Below are 22,189 nucleotides of genomic sequence, written 5' to 3' on the forward strand. Positions count from 1 at the left end.
CAAAAGGCAACAACGGAATCCCTTGTTGGGTGCATCACCCTCTGCCAGGATCGGCACTCAAATCGGGCTGGGACAACGGAGAGCGTCATGGGCAACCGATTCCAGATCAAGGACCGCTTCGCTGCCGGCGCGCAGTACATCGGCGGACAGCTGCGCCCCGGCACGTCGGGGCGCACTCAGGACATCGTGAACCCGGCGACCGGCGAGACGGTCCTCACGTACGAACTGGCCGGCGCCGCCGATGTGGACGCCGCCGTCGCCTCGGCCCACGAGGCCTTCCCCGGCTGGGCCGGCGCCACCCCCGGCGAGCGCTCCGACACGCTGCACCGCTTCGCTTCCGTGCTCGCCGAGCGGTCCGCGGAGCTCGCGGACGCCGAGACGCTCCAGTGCGGCAAGCCGATCAAGCTCAGCACCGAGTTCGACGTACCGGGCACGGTCGACAACACCGCCTTCTTCGCCGGCGCCGCCCGCCATCTCCAGGGCCAGTCCGCGGGCGAGTACAGCGGCGACCACACCTCGTACGTACGCCGCGAGCCGATCGGCACGATCGGCTCCATCGCCCCCTGGAACTATCCGCTCCAGATGGCGGCCTGGAAGATTCTCCCGGCCATAGCTTCGGGGAATACCATCGTGCTGAAACCCGCCGAGATCACCCCGCTCACCTCGCTGATGTTCGCCGAGGCGGCCGCGGAGGCGGGCGTCCCCGACGGTGTCGTCAACATCATCAGCGGCGCGGGCAAGGACGCGGGCGAGCATCTGGTCGGCCACCGGGACATCGCCATGACCTCATTCACCGGCTCCACCGCGATCGGCAAGCGCGTCGCGGAGATCGCCACCGCCTCGGTCAAGCGCCTCCACCTCGAGCTGGGCGGCAAGGCCCCGTTCGTGGTGTTCGACGATGCCGATGTCGACGCCGCGGCCCATGGCGCGGTGGCCGGCTCGCTGATCAACTCCGGCCAGGACTGCACCGCGGCCACCCGCGCGTATGTCCAGCGGCCCCTGTACGACGCATTCGTCGGCGCGGTCGCCGACCTCATGGCCGGTGTGCGGCTCGGTGACCCCTTCGACCCGTCCACCGACCTCGGCCCGCTCGTCTCGCACCTCCAGCGCGACCGGGTGGCGGGCTTCGTCGAACGGGCCCGCGGGTACGCCACCGTCGTCACCGGCGGCCAGGCGCCCGGCGGGGACCTGAAGGACGGCGCGTACTACCTGCCCACGCTCGTCACCGGTGCCGCCCAGGACAGCGAGATCGTCCAGTCGGAGATCTTCGGCCCGGTCCTGGTCGTGCTGCCCTTCGACACCGACGACGAAGGCATCGCCCTCGCCAACGACACCCCGTACGGACTCGCCGCCTCCGCCTGGAGCCGCGACGTCTACCGCGCGGGCCGCGCCACCCGCGAGATCAAGGCGGGCTGCGTCTGGGTCAACGACCACATCCCGATCATCAGCGAGATGCCCCACGGCGGCTACAAGGCGTCCGGCTTCGGCAAGGACATGTCGGCGTACTCGTTCGATGAATACACGCAGGTCAAGCATGTGATGTTCGACAATACGGCGGTCGTCAGGAAGGACTGGCACCGCACGATCTTCGGGGACCGACCGTAACGGCACACGCCCCCGTGTGACCGAGCCGCACGACCAGCGGCACCATCCCGAAAGGGCACAGCATGGATCACAACCAGCCCGACGGCCTGTCCCAGGCACAGCTTGCCGCGATGCGTCGCAGTCTCACCAACGGCAGGGGCGCGCTCAGCCGCCGCTCGATGCTGCGCGCGACCGGCATCGGGGCGCTCACCGCCGGAGGTCTGGCGGCCCTCACCTCGTGCGGAATCCCGCCCGCCAAGCGTGAGGAGGGTTCGTCGGACGCGGACGACCGCTCGGACCAGGAGAAGCAGCTCGCCTTCTCCAACTGGACCGAGTACATGGACACCAGCGAGGACGGGAAGACCCGGCCGACCCTGAACGAGTTCACCCGGCGGACCGGGATCAAGGTCAAGTACACCGAGGACATCAACGACAACGTCGAGTTCTTCGGGAAGGTCCAGCCGCAGCTGGCGGCCGGCCAGGACACCGGGCGTGACCTGATCAACGTCACCGACTGGCTGGCCGCCCGGATGATCCGGCTCGGATATGCCCAGAAGCTCGACGCCTCGCTGCTCCCGCACGCGTACGCGAACCTCTCGCCCCAGTTCCGCAGCCCGGACTGGGACCCCGGACGCGCCTACTCGTACCCCTGGACCGGTATCCCGGCCGTCATCGCCTACAACATCAAGGCGACCCGGGGCCGCAAGGTCGACTCGGTCACCCAGCTGCTGGACGACCCCACTCTCAAGGGCCGGGTCAGCTTCCTCACCGAGATGCGCGACACGGTCGGACTGACCCTGCTCGACATGGGCAAGGATCCCGCCAAGGTCAACGACGCCGACTACGACGCGGCCATCGGCCGGCTCCAGAAGGGCGTCGACAAGAAGCAGATCCGCCGGTTCACCGGCAACGACTACACGTCCGACCTCGACAAGGGCGACATCGCCGCCTGTGTCGCCTGGGCCGGTGACCTCATCCAGCTCCAGGTCGACAACCCGGACATCAGGTACGCGATCCCGGCCGCCGGCTACATGACCGCCACCGACAACCTGATGGTCCCCGCGCATGCCCGGCACAAGAAGAACGCCACCCGGCTGATCGACTACTACTACGAACTCCCCGTCGCAGCCCAGCTCGCCGCGTACATCAACTACGTGAGTCCGGTCGCCGGGGTGGGCCCGGAGCTGGCGAAGATCGACCCGGCCCTGGCCAAGAACCCGCTGATCATCCCGGACGAAGCCATGGCCGCCAAGTCCCACTCGTTCCGTTCGCTCTCCTCCGAAGAAGAGACGGCGTACGAAGAGAAGTTCACCAAGCTCATCGGCGCCTGACCTGCCCTGCCTCCTTCGATTTCCGACACACCTGGGACTGCGACCCATGACTGACAAGACAGCGGGCGGCGATGTCCGCCTCTCCGGGATCAGCAAGACGTACGGCTCCTTCACCGCCGTACAGCCGCTGGACCTGACCATTCCGCAGGGCTCGTTCTTCGCGCTGCTCGGCGCGTCCGGCTGCGGCAAGACCACCACGCTGCGGATGATCGCCGGGCTCGAGGAACCCACCACCGGCACGGTTTCGCTCGGTGGAAAGGACGTCACCGACCTCCCGCCGCACAGGCGGCCGGTCAACACCGTCTTCCAGAGCTACGCGCTCTTCCCGCATCTGAACATCTACGAGAACGTCGCGTTCGGCCTGCGCCGGCGCGGCATCAAGTCGGTGAAGAAGCAGGTCGACGACATGCTGGAGCTGGTCCAGCTCGGCGACTTCGCGCACCGCAAGCCGCACCAGCTCTCCGGCGGCCAGCAGCAGCGTGTCGCAGTCGCCCGCGCGCTGATCAACCATCCCGAGGTGCTGCTGCTCGACGAGCCGCTCGGTGCCCTCGACCTGAAGCTGCGCCGCCAGATGCAGCTCGAGCTGAAGAGGATCCAGACCGAGGTCGGCATCACCTTCGTCCATGTCACCCACGACCAGGAGGAGGCCATGACCATGGCCGACACGGTCGCGGTGATGAACAAGGGCCGCGTCGAGCAGCTGGGCGCCCCCGCCGACCTGTACGAGAACCCGCAGACCACCTTCGTCGCCAACTTCCTCGGCACCTCCAACCTCATCGAGGCCCAGGTCGTGGAGAGCAGCGACGGCGAGGTCGTCGTCACCGCCGCCGACGCCAAGCTGCGGCTGTCCGCGGACCGTTGTGCCACCCGGCCGAGCCCCGGAGGAAAGCTTCTGGTCGGTGTGCGTCCGGAGAAGATCTCGCTGGCACACGCGGACGACGAGGGCGACATCGCCGGCGGCCGCAACCGGTTCACCGGCACGATCGCCGACTCCAGCTTCATCGGCGTCTCGACGCAGTACGTCATCGACAGCCCGGTCTGTCCCGAGCTCGAGGTGTACGCGCAGAACGTCGAGCGCGATGCGCGGCTGGTTCCCGGCGCCCGGGTGGTCCTGCACTGGAACCCGGAGCACACCTTCGGTCTCGATGCCGCTCAGGACATCGACGCGGGTGTGGAGACGGTCGAGGAGAAGACGCCGTGACCGTAACCGAGGCGCCGCCGGCTCCCCCAGGGCCGGTCGTGCACAAGACGTCCGTGCGCCGCAAGCTCGTCCCGTACTGGCTGCTGCTGCCCGGCATCCTGTGGCTGCTCGTCTTCTTCGCGCTGCCGCTGGTCTACCAGGCCTCCACCTCCGTGCAGACGGGCTCGCTGGAGCAGGGCTTCCAGGTCACCTGGCACTTCCAGACCTACTGGGACGCGCTGACCGAGTACTACCCGCAGTTCCTGCGCTCGCTGCTGTACGCGGGCACAGCCACGATCCTGTGCCTGCTGCTCGGCTACCCGCTCGCCTATCTCATCGCCTTCAGGGCGGGCCGCTGGCGCAATCTGCTGCTGGTGCTGGTCATCGCGCCGTTCTTCACCAGCTTCCTGATCCGTACGCTCGCCTGGAAGACGATCCTCGCGGACGGCGGACCCGTGGTGGAGTTCCTCAACGTCGTGGGCTTCCTGGACGTCACCAGCTGGCTCGGGCTGACCTCGGGCGACCGGGTGCTCGCCACCCCCCTCGCCGTCGTGACCGGTCTGACCTACAACTTCCTGCCGTTCATGATCCTTCCCTTGTACACCTCGCTGGAGCGGATCGACCCGCGCCTGCACGAGGCGGCCGGGGATCTGTACGCCAAGCCCGCCACGGTCTTCCGCAAGGTGACGTTCCCGCTGTCCATGCCCGGTGTCGTCTCCGGAACCCTGCTGACCTTCATCCCGGCGAGCGGCGACTACGTCAACGCCGAGCTGCTGGGGTCCACCGACACCCGCATGATCGGCAACGTGATCCAGTCGCAGTTCCTGCGCGTGCTCGACTATCCGACGGCCGCCGCGCTGTCGTTCATCCTGATGGCGATCGTGCTGGTCATGGTCACCGTCTACATCCGACGGGCCGGGACGGAGGACCTCGTCTGATGAGCTGGATTCGGCGCAACTTCGTGGTCATCGCGGGCATCATCACGCTCGCGTACCTGATCATTCCGAACATCGTCGTGATGGTGTTCTCGTTCAACAAGCCGGCCGGGCGCTTCAACTACTCCTGGCAGGAGTTCTCCCTCGACGCCTGGAAGGACCCGTGCGGCGTCGCCGACATGTGCGGCTCGCTCACCCTGTCGCTGCAGATCGCCCTCTGGGCGACGCTCGGTGCGACCGTGCTCGGCACGATGATCGCCTTCGCGCTGGTCCGCTACCGCTTCCGCGCCCGCGGCACCATCAACTCGCTGATCTTCATGCCGATGGCGATGCCCGAGGTGGTCATGGCGGCCTCGCTCCTCACGCTCTTCCTCAACCTGGGCGCGGAGCTGGGCTTCTGGACGATCCTCATCGCCCACACCATGTTCTGCCTCAGCTTCGTGGTGGTCGCAGTCAAGGCGCGCGTCATGTCGATGGACCCACGTCTGGAGGAAGCCGCGCGCGACCTCTACGCGGGCCCCGTGCAGACGTTCCTGCGGGTCACGCTGCCGATCGCGGCCCCAGGCATCGCGGCAGGCGCGATGCTCGCCTTCGCCCTGTCGTTCGACGACTTCATCATCACCAACTTCAACTCGGGCAGCACCGTCACCTTCCCGATGTTCGTGTGGGGCTCGGCCCAGCGCGGTACGCCCGTCCAGATCAATGTCATCGGTACGGCCATGTTCGTCATCGCCGTGCTGATCGTGGTCGCCGGCCAGGTCATCAGCAGCCGGCGGAAGAAGACCGCCCTGCCCAAGTAGGACCCCGAAGGAGTGGAAACCATGGCCCCAGCTGCCATGACCTTTGCCCAATCGCTCTCGGACGCCCAGCCCGTCCCCTTCTGGCTGGAAGACCCCGGCAAGCCCGGCGCACTGCCCGCCCTCACCGGTGACGAGCGGACCGATCTGCTCGTCGTCGGCGGCGGCTACAGCGGACTGTGGACCGCGCTGCTGGCCAAGGAACGCGACCCGGGACGGGATGTCGTGCTGATCGAGGGGCGCGAGGTGGGCTGGGCCGCCTCGGGCCGCAACGGCGGCTTCTGCGCCGCCTCCCTCACCCATGGGCTGGGCAACGGACTCGCCCGCTGGCCCGAGGAGTTGGCGCAGCTGGAGGAGCTCGGAGCCCGCAACCTCGACGCCATCGAGGACACGGTCGCCCGCTACGGGATCGACTGCGACTTCGAGCGCACCGGCGAGATCGACGTGGCCACCGAGCCGCACCAGCTCGACGACCTGCGCGAGATGCACGAGGAGGCCTCCCGGCTCGGCTTCACCGGACTCGAACTGCTGGACGCGGACGCCGTGCGCGCGGAGGTGGACTCACCGACGTTCCTCGGCGGGCTGTGGGACCGGCGCGGTGTCGCCATGCTGCACCCCGCCAAGCTCGCCTGGGGACTGAAGCAGGCGTGCACGGACCTCGGTGTGCGCATCTACGAGAACACCCGCGGCCTCGAACTGAGCGCGTCCGGCGCAGGGATGGCCGTCCGCACGCCCTACGGGCGGGTCTTCGCCCGCCGGGTCGCGCTCGGCACCAACGTCTTCCCGTCGCTGGTCCGGCGGGTGCGCTCGTACACCGTTCCGGTCTACGACTACGCCCTGATGACGGAGCCGCTCAGCCCTGCGCAGCTTGCTTCGATCGGGTGGAAGCGACGCCAGGGGCTGGGCGACAGCGCCAATCAGTTCCACTACTTCCGGATCACCGCCGACCAGCGCATTCTGTGGGGCGGGTACGACGCGATCTATCCGTACGGCGGCAAGGTCAGCGCCGAGATGGACCACAGGCCGGAGACGTATCTCAAGCTCGCCTCGCACTTCTTCCACTACTTCCCGCAGCTCGAAGGGCTTCGCTTCAGCCATGCCTGGGGCGGTGCGATCGACACCTGCTCGCGCTTCTCGGCCTTCTACGGCAGCGCGCACGGCGGGAAGGTCGCGTACGCCGCCGGTTTCACGGGCCTGGGCGTCGGCGCGACCCGCTTCGGCGCCGATGTGATGCTCGACCTGCTGGCGGGTGAGGAGAGTGAGCGCACCCGGCTGAAGATGGTGCGCACCAAGCCGCTGCCCTTCCCGCCGGAGCCGGTGGCCTGGGCAGGCATCGGCCTCACCAAGTGGGCGCTGGCCAGGGCGGATGCGCGCGGCGGGCGGCGCAATCTGTGGCTGAAGGCGATGGACCGGCTCGGTCTCGGCTTCGACAGTTAGCAGGCCGCAGGCCGGGTGCCCTGTGGGGGCCCGGCGCATGCCTTCGATCATTGATGTGACCCATCTCACCATCGACGGGCGTCGAACCCGCGTCATGACCGGAATCCGATCGGCTCTCCCCGTGTGGACGCACCTTTGGTGCACGCGGACGGAAGGCCGGATTCATGGGTGGCTCGGGGGCACAGGCGGCGGTGGAGTGGCTGGCGGCGGTGGCGCCGGACCCGGACGCCTGCCGGCGGGAATGGGAGCGCGATCCTCTCGGGTTCGCGCTCCTTCCCGCCGGCAGGCTCTGGGACGTACTGATCCTGCCGGGCGAACTCGGCTGTCGCACCCTTGATGTGATCTCCCGTCTGGTGGTCCTGCCCGGGCCCGTCCTCGCCGGCTTCGGTGACGAGCGGATGGGATTCTTCGTACCTCCGGGCACGGCGGAGCACTGGCTCGGCACCGGGGTGCGCACCGTGGGCAGCGGCACCTGGATCGTCGTGCCCTGTCCTGGCCGGACGAGCGGAGCGGTGCGCTGGCTGGTCGCGCCGGACGGCGCGGGCACGCTCACGGACGCGTCGCTGCTGGAGCTTGCCCTGCACGAGGCGGTGCACGCACCGGCCGGCGACGCCGGCAGGTGAACGCCGCGGGAATGCCAGAGGTCTTGACAACCGTATTGGTCTGGACCATGTTGTGCCCGCCAGTGCCACCTCTCCACATCCCCCATGCCCGGAGGAAGTTGTGCACCGCACCAGACTTACGGCTGCCCTGGCGGCGGCCCTCCTCGCCGCCGGAGGGCTTGTCGCCACAGCAACGACCGCCGAAGCGGCCGACGCCGAACTCGCCCGCAACGGAGGCTTCGAGGCCGGGCTGACCGGCTGGAGCTGTACGGCCGGCAGCGGCGTCGCCGTCGGCTCACCCACCCGCAGCGGCAGCTCGGCCCTCAAGGCCACCCCGGCAGGCAGCGACAACGCCAAGTGTTCCCAGACCGTCACCGTCCTGCCCAACTCCACCTACACGCTGAGTGGTTGGGTGCAGGGCAGCTATGTCTACCTCGGCGCGTCCGGCACCGGCACCACCGATGTCTCCACCTGGACGCCGTCCGCGACGAGCTGGCAGCGGCTGTCGACGACGTTCAGCACCGGAGCGTCGACGACGTCGGTGACCATCTACACACACGGCTGGTACGGAACTCCGGCCTATCACGCCGACGACATCTCCCTGTTCGGTCCGGGTGGCGGCCCCGTACAGACACCGGCCGCCCCCACCGGACTCACGGCAGGCAGCCCCGGCTCCACCTCTGTGCCGCTGAGCTGGAACACGTCGTCGGGCGCCACCGCTTACCACGTCTACCGGGGCACCGCACGGGTCGCGACGGTGAGCGGCACATCGGCGACCGTCACCGGACTGACCCCGTCCACGGCCTACAGCTTCCAGGTCTCCGCAGCCAACGAAGCCGGAGAGTCCCCGAAGTCGGCAGCCGTGACCGCGACGACCACGGCGGGCGGAGGTCCCGGCGGCGGCCTGCCTGCGCACGCCCTCGTCGGCTATCTGCATGCCAGCTTCGCCAACGGCTCCGGCTACACACGCATGGCCGACGTCCCCGACTCCTGGGACGTCATCAACCTCGCCTTCGGCGAGCCCACTTCGGTCACCTCCGGCGACATCCGGTTCAGGCTCTGCCCCGTCGCCGAGTGCCCGAACGTCGAGTCCGAGGCCGACTTCAAGGCCGCCGTCAAGGCCAAGCAGGCCGCGGGCAAGAAGGTCCTGATCTCCATCGGCGGCGCCAACGGCCAGGTGCAGCTGTCGACCACAGCAGCGCGCGACGCCTTCGTCACCTCCGTGTCGAAGATCATCGACGACTACGGACTCGACGGCCTGGACATCGACTTCGAAGGCCACTCGCTGTCCCTGAACACCGGCGACACGGACTTCCGCAACCCGACGACCCCGGTGGTCGTCAATCTGATCTCGGCACTCAAGACCCTCAAGTCCAAGTACGGCAGCGGCTTCGTGCTCACCATGGCCCCCGAGACGTTCTTCGTACAGCTCGGCTACCAGTACTACGGCTCCGGTCCCTTCGGCGGACAGGACCCGCGGGCCGGTTCGTACCTCCCGGTCATCCACGCGATGAGGGACGACCTCACCCTGCTGCACGTCCAGGACTACAACTCGGGCCCGATCATGGGGCTCGACAACCAGTACCACACCATGGGCGGCGCGGACTTCCACATCGCCATGACCGACATGCTGCTCACCGGCTTCCCCGTCGCCGGCGACCAGTCCAGGTTCTTCCCGGCCCTGCGCCCGGACCAGGTCGCGATCGGTCTGCCCGCCTCGACCAACGCGGGCAACGGCCACACCTCGCCCGCCGAGGTGAACAAAGCTCTGGACTGTCTGACCAGGAAGGCCAACTGCGGCGCGTACCAGACCCACGGCACCTGGCCGGCACTGCGCGGCCTGATGACCTGGTCGATCAACTGGGACCGATACAGCCAGTGGGAGTTCTCGAAGAACTTCGACGCCTACAACTGGAGCTGAGCGGGACGAGCAGCAGCACACAGAGCAGAACGCTGCCGAGGACGTCCAGCGGCCAGTGGTAGCCGCGCAGCACCAGACCGATGCCCGTCGCCGCGGTCAGTACCGCGGCGACGGGCATCGTCCATCGGCGGCGCAGCTGCGGGGCGAGAAGCAGTGCCGCACCGCAGTAGGCGACCATCGCGGTGGCGGTGTGGCCGGAGGGGTACCAGCCGGTGCCGGGCTCGAGAGGTCCGGTACGGGCGATCCACAGCTTGAGCGGAACGACGGCCGCGGGTACGGCGGCCATGGTCAGGGCGGCGACAAGGCCGGGCAGCCACTGCCGGGTGCGCCAGATCGTGCAGGCGACGGCCGCGGCCAGGACCGGCAGCGCGACGGCCGGGGAGCCGAGGTCGGCGAGCGGTTCGGTCAGGGAGCGGGGGGCGTCGCCGAACAGGGCCCGTCCGAGGTGTTCGTCCGCCCGGCGCAGCGGGCCGCGGGCGGCGATCTGCCAGGTGACCAGGGCGAAGAGTGCGGCGCACAGCGCCGGTGCGAGGGCCCGGGAAAGCCGAGAGGCCGGTCGCCTCGCAACAGGGGGGGTAGTTGCGAGGCGACCGGTCGGATCGGTTTGCCGCACGCCCCGGGGGGTTTGGGGCGAGCGGCCATCCGATCGGTGAGGAGATTCGGAGCTCGAGGCTCCAGTGGTGTGCGCCAGGGCACGACCAGAACGGGGCTGGGGAGGCTCCGCCCTGGGGTCGCCCGCAGTCTCCTGCGGACGGGGTGTTTCTCTCATCTGCTGAAACCGTACGGCAGTGGCCGGGGGGCCGACAGGCGGATCTCCAACCCGCCATCGGCCCCCCACACCTTCTTCACAGGACGTGTCAGACCTGGGCGAAAGCGCTCTCGATGATGTCAAGACCCTCGTTCAACAGGTCTTCGCCGATGACCAGCGGCGGCAGGAAGCGCAGCACGTTCCCGTACGTGCCGCAGGTGAGCACCACGAGCCCCTCGGCATGGCAGGCCTTGGCGAGTGCGCCCGCCGCCTCCGGGGCGGGCTCCTTGGTCACCGGGTCCTTCACCAGCTCGATGGCGATCATGGCGCCGCGGCCGCGGATGTCGCCGATGACGAACCGATCGTTGTGGGCGTACTTCTCCTGCATCGCGGCGAGGCGGCCCTTCATGATCTCCTCGATGCGCTTGGCCTTGCCGTTGAGGTCCTGCTCGCGCATGGTCTCGATGGAGCCCAGCGCACCGGCGCAGGCCACCGGGTTGCCGCCGTAGGTGCCGCCGAGGCCGCCCGCGTGCGGCGCGTCCATGATCTCGGCGCGGCCCGTGACGGCGGCGAGCGGCAGGCCGCCCGCGATGCCCTTGGCCGTGGTGATCAGGTCCGGGACGATGCCCTCGTCCTCGCAGGCGAACCACTGGCCGGTGCGGCAGAAGCCGGACTGGATCTCGTCGGCGACGAAGACGATGCCGTTGTCGTTGGCGAACTTCACGATCGCCGGCATGAAGCCCTTGGCCGGCTCGATGAAGCCGCCCTCGCCGAGGAGCGGCTCGATGATGATCGCGGCGACGTTCTCGGGGCCGACCTGCTTGGTGATCTGGTCGATGGCCTGGGCGGCGGCCTCGGGGCCGCAGTTCTCCGGGCCCGTCGGCCAGCGGTAGCCGTACGCCACCGGCACGCGGTAGACCTCGGGCGCGAACGGCCCGAAGCCGTGCTTGTACGGCATGTTCTTGGCGGTCAGCGCCATCGTGAGGTTCGTACGGCCGTGGTAACCGTGATCGAAGACGACGACGGCCTGGCGCTTGGTGTACGCGCGGGCGATCTTGACGGCGTTCTCGACGGCCTCGGCGCCGGAGTTGAACAGCGCGGACTTCTTGGCGTGGTTACCCGGGGTCAGCTCGGCAAGCGCCTCACAGACCTCGACGTAGCCCTCGTAGGGCGTGACCATGAAGCAGGTGTGCGTGAAGTCGGCGAGCTGTGCGGAGGCGCGGCGTACGACGGCCTCGGCGGAGGCGCCGACCGAGGTCACGGCGATGCCGGAGCCGAAGTCGATCAGACGGTTGCCGTCGATGTCCTCGATGATCCCGCCACCCGCGCGAACCGTGAACACGGGCAGCACGGACCCCACCCCGCCGGCCACCGTGGCCGTGCGGCGGGCCTGCAGCTCCTGCGACTTCGGGCCGGGAATGGCGGTGACGACGCGGCGCTCCTGCGGGATTTCGGTCATGAGGGGCTCCTGGGGGTGTTCCGGACGCTTCTTGTTCTTTCTCCGCAGGCTAGGGCGGGTCCAGGGGGTCCGGCATGCTCCGATCGGGAGTGGTGGGCGCGTGTCGTTGTCCTTCACGGACATAGGCGTACGCGAAGATCCCCGCTGGAGCCGTCCTACCCGGCGTCGACGACCGGGACGCCGGGGGCGAAGTGGTCCACGGCCGCAGCCAGGCGGGCCCGGTCCAGACGCCAGCCGTTCACCGCGCGCGACGCCATGGCCACATCGACCGGGACGTTCGGCACGAGGAACCGCATCGCGGCGCGGGCGCGGGGGCCCTGGCCGGGGCCGGGCAGCGGCGCCTTCCCGTCGTGGCGGGCCACGCCCACCCACGGCATCGTGGAGTTCTGCATCGCCTGCTGCCAGAGCACGACCGCCGTGATGTCCGCCCAGGGAACGTGCGCGGTGGTCGACCGGTAGCGCAGTGGCGCACCGCCGAGGAGTACGCCCGTGCCGTCGACCCGCAGCGCCACCTTGCGGGTCAGCGAGTTGAGCGTCATGAGCAGCCCGCCTCCGGCGAACAGCGGTATGCCCAGGAGCTGCGCGAGGAGTGGGGTGTCGGGCAGCAGAAGGGCCGCGGTGAAGACGACCGAGATGGTCAGGGCGCCAACCGTCCTGCGGTCCCAGCCGAACCGTGCCTCGTACACCGGTGACTTTGCGTCAGTCATGGGCTGATCATGGCAACGCCGGGCGGCTGGGGGGAAGCCCCGGATGTTCCGGTCCTGTCCGTTCCTGTCCGTCACCACACGGCCGGAGTCGGTGAACTCCCCACGCGGGGGCACTAGATTGACCCTGCACAGAGCGGGCCTGGCTGGTCAGGGGGCAGCGGTTCATGGAATCCGAAGGCACATTCGACGCGCGCGGCACACGAGCCGATCCCGTGCCGCGGCCCGCCGCGCCGCCGCAGGGTGTGCCGGCAGTGCCGGCCGTGCCTCCCGGAATGCCCGCGCTGCCCGCTCATGCGCCGGTCACCCGCCCTGCCGTCGCGCAGTGGCTGCGCACCCCGAGGCCTCCGGCCGCACCGGGCGTCTGGCGGCTCGGCCACCGTGAGCGGCCGCAGGAAGAGCCGGAACCGGTCCCCGCCCGCCAGCTGTTCAGCGGCGCCTTCATCGCGTACCTCTGTGGCTGGCTGGTCTGGTCGCTGCTGTGGCACGGCTATCTCGAGGGGTGGTGGATCTTCGTCGACGAGTGGTGGCTGCTGCCGATGCTGTGGCTGGTGCCCGACGAATGGAGGTCGGCATCCAGCCCCCACGTGGAGTGGTACGTGGCGGCGACGTATCTCTACGACGCCCTCGTCCTGGGCCTGCTCGCCGTCGGATTCGGCCGCGTCGGCAACTGGCGCGAGATCTGGCAGCGGTACGGCGTGCCGCTCTGGCCGTTGTTCGTGCTGCTGCCGGGTGTGTGGCGCGAGATGCCGCGGACCGTTGCATGGCTGACCTGGGTGTCGAACATCTACTACGTACTGCTCGTGGCGGCGCTCGTCGCGGCTGTCGGGCGCATCGGCACATGGCCGCTCGTGCGTCGGCGCATGGGCGAGGCCGCCGCTCCGCCGCCCCCCGTGCCCGGCAGCGACCCCGCCGACTGGCCCGAACTGCGCGCCGCCGGGATGGCCGAGGCGGCAGCCCGGCTCGCCGAGGCGACCCGTGCCGGACAGCTCGGCGACGTGGACTACGCCCGGATCCGGCGGGCCTGGCAGACAGTGCACGCCAGGCCCGAGCGGCTGCCGGCCTTCGCGGACACCGTGCGCCGGCACGGCGCCGCCGCGTGCGCGCACCCTTCGGGCGTACGGGACCTGCCGGTGCGCACCGCCACGCACGATCTGGCGATCTCCCAGGTCAAGATCGGCACGGCCGTGGACGACACCCGCAACCCCTATGCCCGCCGTACCACGGGTGTCGCTCTCGAACCCGCGCTGCTCGGCACCTCGTTGCTCGCCGTCGGACCCTCGGGCTCGGGCAAGACCGTGCGCCTGGTGCGCCCTGTCGTCGAGTCGCTGTGCCTGCAGGCGCTCGCCAACCGCGCCGCCGTCGTCGCCGTCACCGCCCGGGGCACCACACTGACCCCGGACGACTCCTTCGACCTGGTCATCGCGCCGGGCCGGCCCGACTCCACCCATGACCTCGATCTGTACGGCGGGGCCGACGACGCCGACGAGGCCGCACGCATCCTCGCCGAGGCGCTCGTGGGTGACCTGGTCGCCGACAGCAGGCGCGCGGCCACCGCGCTCGCGCAGCTGATCGGCCCGTACCACCGGGTCCACGCTCATTTCCCGGGCGTACCGGAACTGCGGGATCTCGTCGGCGGGGCACCCGGCCCGCTGGGGGACCTGCGCGCCGCGCTCGATGCCGCAGGAGAGGTGTCGCAGCTGCGCGAACTCGACGCCCGCGCACGGCAGTCGGAGCGCGCCGACGACATCGGCGTGCTGCTCGCCGAGCGGATCGCCTTCCTCGACCGGCCCGCGTTCGCGGACTTCTTCCGAACCGACGGCGCCGGCCGGCAGTTCTCGCTGCGGGCCATCGAGCACCCCCTGCGCGTCCGTGTCGACCTGCCCGAGCGCGGCCACGCCGAGGCCTCCCGGATCATCGCCAGGCTCGTCCTCGCCCAGTTCACCGAGGCCGCACTCGCCCGTTCGGACCGTTCGCTGTTCGCCTGCCTGGTCCTCGACGACGCGACGTACACCGTCACGGCCGACTCCGTACGGGCCGTCCAGCGTCTGCGTTCCGCTCACGCCGGCGTGGTGCTCGCGCTGCGCACCCTGGAGGACGTACCGGAGGCGCTGCGCGATCCGCTGCTCGGCGCGGTCGGCTGCCGCATGGCGTTCGCGGGCCTCGCCCCCTGGGACGGCGGCCGGTTCGCCGAGATGTGGGGCACCGAGTGGGTGCAGACCCGCGACGTCACCAACCGGCAGATCGTGTCGGACGAACCTCTGACCAAGGCGCTGCACATGCTGCGCCGCCTGGTCACCGGCAAGGCGACCACCGCCGAGGCGGTCACCGTCCGCGAGGTCGAACGCGCCCGCTGGTCGGCGTCCGACCTGGCCCACGGGCTGCCCGCCGGGCATGCGGTGCTCTCGCTCACGACCGTACGGGGCGAGTACGCACCACCCCTGCTCGTGGATCTGCGAACCTGACCGCCCGACGGCCCCCCGGACTGCTACGTCCTGGCAGAATCGAGGTATGCCGTTCATACGGGACGGCGAAATGCTCCGCACCTCCCGCTCGAAGGGCCCACGGTCCCCATGCCGCCCACGCTCGCCTCGCTCGTCCAGCATTCGGCGCTCAAACTCACCGTGCGCGCCGGCGAGGACCGGCTCGAGGTGCCCGTGCGCTGGGCCCATGTCAGCGAGCTCGCCGATCCCGTGCCCTACATGGAGGGCGGCGAACTGCTGCTCGTCACCGCCATGACCCTGGACGCCGAGGACCCCGAGGCGATGCGCCGCTATGTGCGCAGGCTCGTCGGAGCAGGTGTGGTGGGCCTCGGATTCGCTGTCGGGGTCTACTACGAGGACATCCCGGACGCGCTGGTCGAGGCGGCGAAGGAGGAGGGGCTGCCGCTGCTCGCCGTGCCGCGGCGCACGCCGTTCCTCGCGATCAGCAAGGCCGTGTCGGCCGCGATCGCCGCCGACCAGTACCGGGCCGTGACCGCCGGGTTCGAGGCCCAGCGCGAGCTGACCCGGGCAGCGCTCGCCGAGGGGCCCGACGCTGTGATCGCCCGGCTCGCTTCCCATGTCGACGGCTGGGCCGCGCTGTACGACGCGTCCGGCGCTGTCGTCGCCGCCGCACCGGAGTGGGCCGCACGCCGCGCTGCCCGGCTGACCCACGACGTGGAAAGGCTGCGCGAGCGCGCCGCACCCGCGAGTGCCGTGGTCGGCGACTCGGACGACGACCGGGTCGAGCTCCAGACCCTGGGCACCGGACGCCGGGTGCGCGGCGCGCTCGCGGTCGGTACAGGCGCGCCGCTGGGCACCGCGGAGCGCTATGCCGTGCACTCCGCGGTCGCGCTGCTGACCCTGTCCACCGCGCGCTCCCGCTCGCTCCAGGCGGCCGAGCAGCGCCTGGGTGCCGCGGTGCTGCGGATGCTGCTCTCCGGCCAGCCGGACCACGCGCGGGCGGTCGCCGGTGATCTGTACGGCGGCCTGCTGGACGCCCCCTTCCGGCTGCTCATCGCCGAACCGGCCGGCGAGGCCGACCCCACGGCCGGTCCCCTCCCGGTGCTCACCGAGTTGCTGGAATCGGCTGCCGCGCGGGCCGGTGAGGCACTGCTGGCCGTCCCGGACACCGACGACCGGCTCGTGGTGCTGGCCGCGGACGGCGGCGCCGTGGTCGCGGCGTGCGTGGACGCGTACGGCGACAAGGAAGCCGCGGAGACCGAGATGTACATAGGGTTCTCCGCGCCGACCGGCCCGATAGCGGCGGCCGGGGCGTACAAGCAGGCCGAGCAGGCGCTCTCCGTGGGCCGGCGCCGCGGGCGGGCCCTGGTCGAGCACGAGGAACTGGCGACCGGCTCGATCCTCCCGCTGCTCGCCGACGACGCCGTACGCGCCTTCGCGGACGGCATGCTCCGCGCTCTCTACGAACACGATGCGACCGGCCGCGGTGACCTGGTCGCCTCGCTGCGCGCCTGGCTCTCGCGGCACGGCCAGTGGGACGCCGCAGCCGCGGACCTCGGCGTGCACCGCCACACACTGCGCTACCGGATGCGCCGCGTGGAGGAGATCCTGGGCCGCTCGCTGGACGACCCGGATGTCCGTATGGAGCTGTGGCTGGCCCTGAAGACGACGGCCGTTCCGGCCATGGACACGGCCGGCCCGGTGTCCGCCTCGGCGACGCCGGAGCCGTCGACGGACCAGTGATCCGGAGCCCTGCGACCCGGAAGCGGAGATATTTCGCGTTCCTGTGCCCGGAACCGGGCATAAATCTGGAAGTTAATTGCTGAAGTATTTAATGTCATGCCCTGTGGTCACCAACTCCAGCACTTCTGAAGCCGGCCCTTCCGCGCCCGGCCGCACCCCCGGCATCACCGCGCCCGCCGCGTCCGGATCCGCCGTCCCCGGCCGCCGGATACCCGGAGCGGTCTGGGCCGCCCTCGCCATCGTCTATGTCGTCTGGGGCTCCACGTACCTCGGCATCCGCATCGTCGTCGAGACCATGCCGCCCTTCCTCTCGGCGGCCGGCCGGTTCGTCGTCGCCGGTCTGCTCCTGGCAGCGCTGGTCGCGTGGAAGCAGGGCGCTTCCGCGCTCAGGGTGACCCGTGCCCAGCTCACCTCCGCCGCGATCGTCGGCCTCCTGCTGCTCCTCGGTGGCAACGGACTCGTCGTCCTCGCCGAGACGACCGTGCCCTCAGGGCTCGCCGCGCTGCTCATCGCCGTCGTGCCCGCGTGGGTGGTCCTCCTGCGCACCGGGTTCGGCGAGCGCCCGGGCCTCGCCGCCTACCTCGGCGTCGCACTGGGCCTCGCGGGACTCGCCGTCCTGACCCTGCCGGGCCTCAGCGGCCAGGTGCGCATCACAGGCGTGCTCACCGTGATCGCCGCCACCGCCATGTGGTCGATCGGCTCCTTCTCCTCGTCGCGCATCCCCATGCCCGCCAATCCGTTCGCGGCCAGCGCGTACGAGATGGTCGCGGGCGGCATCGGCTGCCTGCTGGTCGCCCTAGGCCGGGGCGAGCACCGGGGCTTCGTGCTCGCCGATGTCTCCGGCCGCTCCTGGCTGGCCCTCGCCTACCTCGTCGTCTTCGGCTCGCTGATCGCGTTCACGGCGTACGCCTGGCTGCTGCACTCCGCCCCGCTCTCCTTGGTCGCCACCTACGCCTACGTGAATCCGGTCGTCGCCGTGCTGCTCGGCGCGCTGATCCTCGGCGAGCAGCTGAGCTGGCCGATCGCCGTCGGCGGCACGGTCGTCGTGGCCGGAGTGTTCCTGATCGTGAGTACGGAACGGCGCCGCTGACCTGCACTTTCGCCAAAGCGTAAGAGAGCGTCCGGTCACTGCTCCACGCCGGACAAACGCGTTGACGCCGTCCCGGTCCTACCGTGGGGCACAGACACACCCCCACTACTTCGGAAGGGCCGGGACCCGGACAATGACTTCCACCCACGCCTTCTGGCTCGCCGGCCGCCAGGCCACCGGCGAGGCCGCCTTCGACGTCACCTCGCCCTGGGACAACCGTCTCGTCGGCAGGGTCTCCGTCCCCACCGAAGCCCAGGTGGAGGAGGCGGTCGCCGCCGCTCACGCCGTCGTGGACGAGTTCGCGGCCACGCCGGCCCACGTACGCGCCGCTGCCCTCGACCATGTGTCCAAGCGCCTCGTCGAGCGCACCGAGGAGATCGCCCAGCTGATCTCCGCCGAGAACGGCAAGCCGATCAAGTGGGCGCGTGGCGAGGTCGGCCGCGCCGTCTCCGTCTTCCGGTTCGCGGCCGAGGAGGCCCGGCGCTTCAACGGCGGCGAGGCCCAGCGCCTCGACACCGACGCCGGCGGCCAGGGCCGCCTCGCGCTCACCCGCCGCTTCCCCAAGGGTGTCGTGCTCGGCATCGCGCCGTTCAACTTCCCGCTGAACCTGTGCGCCCACAAGATCGCCCCGGCCATCGCCGTCGGCGCACCGATCATCCTCAAGCCCGCCCCGGCGACGCCGCTGTCCGGCCTGATCCTCGGTGAACTGCTGGCCGAGACCGAGCTGCCCGCCGGTTCCTGGTCCGTTCTCCCGGTCCCGAACGACCAGATGCCCGCCCTCGTCCAGGACGAGCGCCTGCCGGTCATCTCCTTCACCGGCTCCGACAAGGTCGGCTACGCGATCATGGACTCCGTCCCGCGCAAGCACTGCACCCTGGAGCTCGGCGGCAACGGCGCGGCCGTGGTCCTCGCCGACTGGTCCTCCGAGGCGGACCTGGACTGGGCGGCGACCCGTATCGCCACCTTCTCGAACTACCAGGGCGGCCAGTCCTGCATCTCCGTGCAGCGCGTGATCGCCGACGCGACCGTGTACGACCGGCTGCTGCCGAAGATCGTCGCTGCGGTCGAGGCCCAGGTCACCGGCGACCCGTCCGACTCCGTCACCGATGTCGGCCCGCTCGTCAGCGAGGACGCCGCCCAGCGGGTGGAGTCCTGGGTCGACGAGGCCGTGCGCGGCGGCGCCAAGCTGCTGGCGGGCGGCAAGCGTGACGGTGCCTCGTACGCGCCCACCGTTCTCACCGAGGTCCCGGGCGATGTCACCCTGGCCTGCGAGGAGGTCTTCGGACCCGTGCTCACGGTGACGAAGGTGGACGGCGAGGCGGAGGCCTTCGCGGCCGTCAACGACTCCAAGTACGGCCTGCAGGCGGGCGTGTTCACGCACGACGTGCAGACCGCCTTCCGCGCCCACCGTGCCCTCGAGGTCGGCGGCGTGATCGTCGGAGACGTTCCGTCCTACCGTGCCGACCAGATGCCGTACGGCGGCGCCAAGCAGTCCGGCGTCGGCCGCGAGGGTGTGCGCTTCGCGATGGACGACTACACGTACGAGCGGGTGCTGGTCCTGACGGGCCTCGCCCTCTAGTACACGACGGACCGACGGCCGGAGCCCACTGTGCGGGGGCTCCGGCCGTTGCCGTCCCCCGGACGGGCTCCTCGACCGGTTAGAGGGTCAGGATTCCCCCAGGTTCCCTCCACTGCGGTACACCCACTGGTGGGGTGGGAAGGAATCGGGTACTACGGACGAGTAGCACCGGCCGGTACCGGCGCGCCCCGGCCGACGCCCGGCACGACCCCGACTCGCGGCGAGGTGAGCCTCATGTCCGCACCACCCGACAAGCCCGTCGACACGTCACTCCAGACACCGATCGACCAACCCCACACCCCGAAGGTCAGCGAGCGCGAAGCGCGACAGGTCGCCGAAGCCGCGCGCGAACAGTCCTGGCGCAAGCCGAGCTTCGCCAAGGAACTGTTCCTGGGCCGCTTCCGGCTCGACCTGATCCACCCGCACCCGATGCCCTCCGGTGAGGCCACCAGGCGGGGCGAGGAATTCCTGTCGAAACTGCGCGACTTCTGTGAGACGAAGATCGACGGCGCGCTCATCGAGCGCGAGGCGCGGATCCCCGACGAGGTCATCAACGGGCTCAAGGAGCTCGGTGCCCTCGGCATGAAGACGGACCCCAAGTACGGCGGCCTCGGTCTCACGCAGGTGTACTACAACAAGGCCCTCGCCCTGGTCGGTTCGGCGAACCCTGCGATCGGCGCGCTGCTGTCGGCGCACCAGTCGATCGGTGTTCCCCAGCCGCTGAAGCAGTTCGGCACCCAGGAGCAGAAGGACAAGTTCCTGCCGCGACTGGCCACCAGTGCCATCTCGGCCTTCCTGCTCACCGAGCCGGACGTCGGCTCCGACCCCGCCCGCCTGGCCACCACGGCCGTCCCGGACGGCGACTCGTACATCCTCGACGGCGTCAAGCTGTGGACCACCAACGGGGTCGTCGCCGACCTCCTCGTGGTCATGGCCCGGGTGCCGAAGTCCGAGGGCCACAAGGGCGGTATCACGGCCTTCGTCGTCGAAGCGGCGAGCGACGGCATCACCGTCGAGAACCGCAACGCCTTCATGGGACTGCGCGGCCTGGAGAACGGCGTCACCAGATTCCATCGGGTGCGGGTCCCCGCCGAGAACCGCATCGGGCCCGAAGGCGCGGGCCTCAAGATCGCCCTGACCACGCTCAACACCGGCCGGCTCTCGCTGCCCGCGATGTGCGTCGGCTCCGGCAAGTGGTGCCTGAAGATCGCCCGGGAGTGGTCGGCGGCCCGCGAGCAGTGGGGCAGGCCCGTCGCCAAGCACGAAGCGGTCGGCGCCAAGATCTCCTTCATCGCGGCGACCACGTTCGCGCTGGAGGCGGTCGTCGACCTCTCCTCCCAGATGGCCGACGAGGACCGCAACGACATCCGCATCGAGGCAGCGCTGGCCAAGCTCTACGGCTCCGAGATGGGCTGGCTCATGGCCGACGAACTGGTCCAGATCCGCGGCGGCCGCGGCTTCGAGACCGCCGAATCGCTCGCGGCGCGCGGCGAACGGGCCGTACCGACCGAGCAGATGCTGCGCGACATGCGCATCAACCGCATCTTCGAGGGTTCGACCGAGATCATGCACCTGCTGATCGCCCGTGAGGCGGTCGACGCCCATCTCGCGGTCGCCGGCGACATCATCGACCCCGACAAGCCGTTCTCGGCCAAGGCCAAGGCGGGGGCGAACGCGGCGGCCTTCTACGCCCGCTGGCTGCCCAAACTGGTCACCGGGCCCGGTCATCTGCCCCGTACCTACGCGGAGTTCCACCCGGCCGGGCATCCCGACCTCGCCGCGCATCTGCGCTACGTCGAGCGGAACGCCCGCAAGCTGGCCCGGTCCACCTTCTACGCGATGTCGCGCTGGCAGGGCCGCATGGAGACCAAGCAGGGCTTCCTGGGCCGGATCGTCGACATCGGCGCCGAGCTGTTCGCGATGAGCGCGGCCTGCGTACGGGCCGAGCACATGCGCCTGGCCGGCGAGCACGGCCGCGAGGCGTACCAACTGGCCGACGTCTTCTGCCACCAGTCCCGTATCCGCGTCGAGGAACTGTTCACGCGTCTGTGGTCCAACACCGACGACCTGGACCGCAAGGTCGTGGACGGCGTCCTGTCCGGTACGTACACCTGGCTGGAGGAGGGCGTCATCGACCCCAGTGGCGAAGGCCCCTGGATCGCGGACGCAACCCCGGGCCCCACGACCCGAGCGAACGTCCACCGCCCGATCCACTGAGCCGGACCCGAGGCGGGCGGGGTGCGTCCACACGCTGGACGTACCCCGCCCGCCCGTGGCTTTCGCGGGCGGGACGAGCGCCCGTTACCGTCATCGAGCCCGGACGCGGCCGCTGGTACAGGACGGCACCGAGGGCTTCGCCGAAGGACTGACCCGTCTCGGGTACACGGTGGAGCGCGGCCCCGACACCTGGTGCATCGAGGGCCGCCCGACCGGCCCCACGGTCGCCGAGGCCGACGACTGCAGCGGGACGGCGCCACCACCGCCCGCTTCCTGCCGACGCCTACCGCTCCGACGTCTCCGCGCAGATGCTTCGCCGGCCCCTCGGCCTGCTCGCCGGCGCCCTTCGCACCCTCGGCATCACTTACGACGCCCCGGCTGTGTCCGCAAGCCCCTCCCCGGTTTCCACACCGCATCC

At 70.2% G+C, this 22,189-nt stretch carries 16 protein-coding genes and 1 pseudogene; 14 read left to right on the top strand and 3 right to left on the bottom strand.

The annotated features are described in order from the left end of the window. Nucleotides 1-87: 87 nt before the first annotated feature. The 8 genes from ABZ208_RS25280 (at nucleotide 88) to ABZ208_RS25315 (ending at nucleotide 9,787) form a co-directional block, all read left to right on the top strand. On the top strand, nucleotides 88-1,605 hold the full coding sequence (locus ABZ208_RS25280; RefSeq protein WP_356911748.1) for a gamma-aminobutyraldehyde dehydrogenase: 1,518 nt from the start codon (nucleotides 88-90) through the stop codon (nucleotides 1,603-1,605). Between the two features lie 62 nt (nucleotides 1,606-1,667). Continuing rightward, nucleotides 1,668-2,915 carry a spermidine/putrescine ABC transporter substrate-binding protein gene (locus ABZ208_RS25285; RefSeq protein ID WP_356911749.1) on the top strand — a complete coding sequence of 416 codons (1,248 nt, stop codon included), beginning with the start codon at nucleotides 1,668-1,670 and terminating at the stop codon, nucleotides 2,913-2,915. Nucleotides 2,916-2,961: 46 nt separating this feature from the next. Then, the gene (locus tag ABZ208_RS25290; RefSeq protein WP_356911750.1) at nucleotides 2,962-4,116 is read left to right on the top strand and encodes an ABC transporter ATP-binding protein; all 1,155 of its coding nucleotides are present in this window, start codon (nucleotides 2,962-2,964) and stop codon (nucleotides 4,114-4,116) included. After that, a complete protein-coding gene (locus tag ABZ208_RS25295) occupies nucleotides 4,113-5,033 on the top strand; it encodes an ABC transporter permease (RefSeq protein ID WP_356911751.1) in 921 nt (306 codons plus the stop codon). Before ABZ208_RS25290 ends, ABZ208_RS25295 begins: the two co-directional genes overlap by 4 nt. Beyond that, nucleotides 5,033-5,830, top strand: a complete 798-nt coding sequence (locus ABZ208_RS25300; protein ID WP_356911752.1) for an ABC transporter permease — start codon at nucleotides 5,033-5,035, stop codon at nucleotides 5,828-5,830. The genes ABZ208_RS25295 and ABZ208_RS25300 overlap by 1 nt, the downstream gene beginning before the upstream one ends. A gap of 21 nt (nucleotides 5,831-5,851) precedes the next feature. Next, nucleotides 5,852-7,264: an FAD-binding oxidoreductase gene (locus tag ABZ208_RS25305; protein ID WP_356911753.1), complete on the top strand. Its 1,413-nt coding sequence runs from the start codon at nucleotides 5,852-5,854 to the stop codon at nucleotides 7,262-7,264. Nucleotides 7,265-7,428: 164 nt separating this feature from the next. After that, nucleotides 7,429-7,887 carry a hypothetical protein gene (locus ABZ208_RS25310; protein WP_356911754.1) on the top strand — a complete coding sequence of 153 codons (459 nt, stop codon included), beginning with the start codon at nucleotides 7,429-7,431 and terminating at the stop codon, nucleotides 7,885-7,887. 100 nt (nucleotides 7,888-7,987) lie between these two features. Further along, entirely contained in the window at nucleotides 7,988-9,787 is a 1,800-nt protein-coding gene (locus ABZ208_RS25315; protein ID WP_356911755.1) for a glycoside hydrolase family 18 protein, read from the top strand. Here the strand turns inward: ABZ208_RS25315 and ABZ208_RS25320 are convergent. From ABZ208_RS25320 to ABZ208_RS25330, 3 genes are all read right to left on the bottom strand, one after another. Continuing rightward, nucleotides 9,723-10,400 carry a phosphatase PAP2 family protein gene (locus ABZ208_RS25320; RefSeq protein ID WP_356911756.1) on the bottom strand — a complete coding sequence of 226 codons (678 nt, stop codon included), beginning with the start codon at nucleotides 10,398-10,400 and terminating at the stop codon, nucleotides 9,723-9,725. The two genes, ABZ208_RS25315 and ABZ208_RS25320, sit on opposite strands and share 65 nt — an antisense overlap. A 244-nt stretch (nucleotides 10,401-10,644) precedes the next feature. After that, entirely contained in the window at nucleotides 10,645-11,994 is a 1,350-nt protein-coding gene (gene gabT, locus ABZ208_RS25325) for a 4-aminobutyrate--2-oxoglutarate transaminase (protein ID WP_356911757.1), read from the bottom strand. A gap of 155 nt (nucleotides 11,995-12,149) precedes the next feature. Then, complete coding sequence (locus ABZ208_RS25330) at nucleotides 12,150-12,701, bottom strand: hypothetical protein (protein ID WP_356911758.1); 552 nt, start codon at nucleotides 12,699-12,701, stop codon at nucleotides 12,150-12,152. A 164-nt stretch (nucleotides 12,702-12,865) separates the two neighbouring features. Between ABZ208_RS25330 and ABZ208_RS25335 the strand changes: the two genes are divergently transcribed. The 6 genes and pseudogenes from ABZ208_RS25335 to ABZ208_RS25360 form a co-directional block, all read left to right on the top strand. Continuing rightward, a complete protein-coding gene (locus ABZ208_RS25335; RefSeq protein WP_356911759.1) occupies nucleotides 12,866-15,163 on the top strand; it encodes an ATP/GTP-binding protein in 2,298 nt (765 codons plus the stop codon). Nucleotides 15,164-15,271: 108 nt separating this feature from the next. Then, entirely contained in the window at nucleotides 15,272-16,885 is a 1,614-nt protein-coding gene (locus ABZ208_RS25340) for a PucR family transcriptional regulator (protein ID WP_356911760.1), read from the top strand. 103 nt (nucleotides 16,886-16,988) lie between these two features. Continuing rightward, nucleotides 16,989-17,975 (top strand): EamA family transporter, encoded by a 987-nt coding sequence (locus tag ABZ208_RS25345; protein ID WP_356911761.1) that lies wholly within the window; start codon nucleotides 16,989-16,991, stop codon nucleotides 17,973-17,975. A gap of 133 nt (nucleotides 17,976-18,108) precedes the next feature. Further along, on the top strand, nucleotides 18,109-19,554 hold the full coding sequence (locus ABZ208_RS25350; protein ID WP_356911762.1) for an aldehyde dehydrogenase family protein: 1,446 nt from the start codon (nucleotides 18,109-18,111) through the stop codon (nucleotides 19,552-19,554). A 234-nt stretch (nucleotides 19,555-19,788) separates the two neighbouring features. Then, nucleotides 19,789-21,771 carry an acyl-CoA dehydrogenase family protein gene (locus ABZ208_RS25355; RefSeq protein ID WP_356911763.1) on the top strand — a complete coding sequence of 661 codons (1,983 nt, stop codon included), beginning with the start codon at nucleotides 19,789-19,791 and terminating at the stop codon, nucleotides 21,769-21,771. Nucleotides 21,772-21,877: 106 nt separating this feature from the next. Then, nucleotides 21,878-22,130 (top strand): annotated as a pseudogene (locus ABZ208_RS25360) (3-phosphoshikimate 1-carboxyvinyltransferase); the annotation flags it as partial. Between the last annotated feature and the right edge of the window lie 59 nt (nucleotides 22,131-22,189).

Origin of the sequence: Streptomyces sp. NPDC006208 (genome assembly GCF_040613775.1) — a bacterium.
GTDB lineage: Bacteria > Actinomycetota > Actinomycetes > Streptomycetales > Streptomycetaceae > Streptomyces.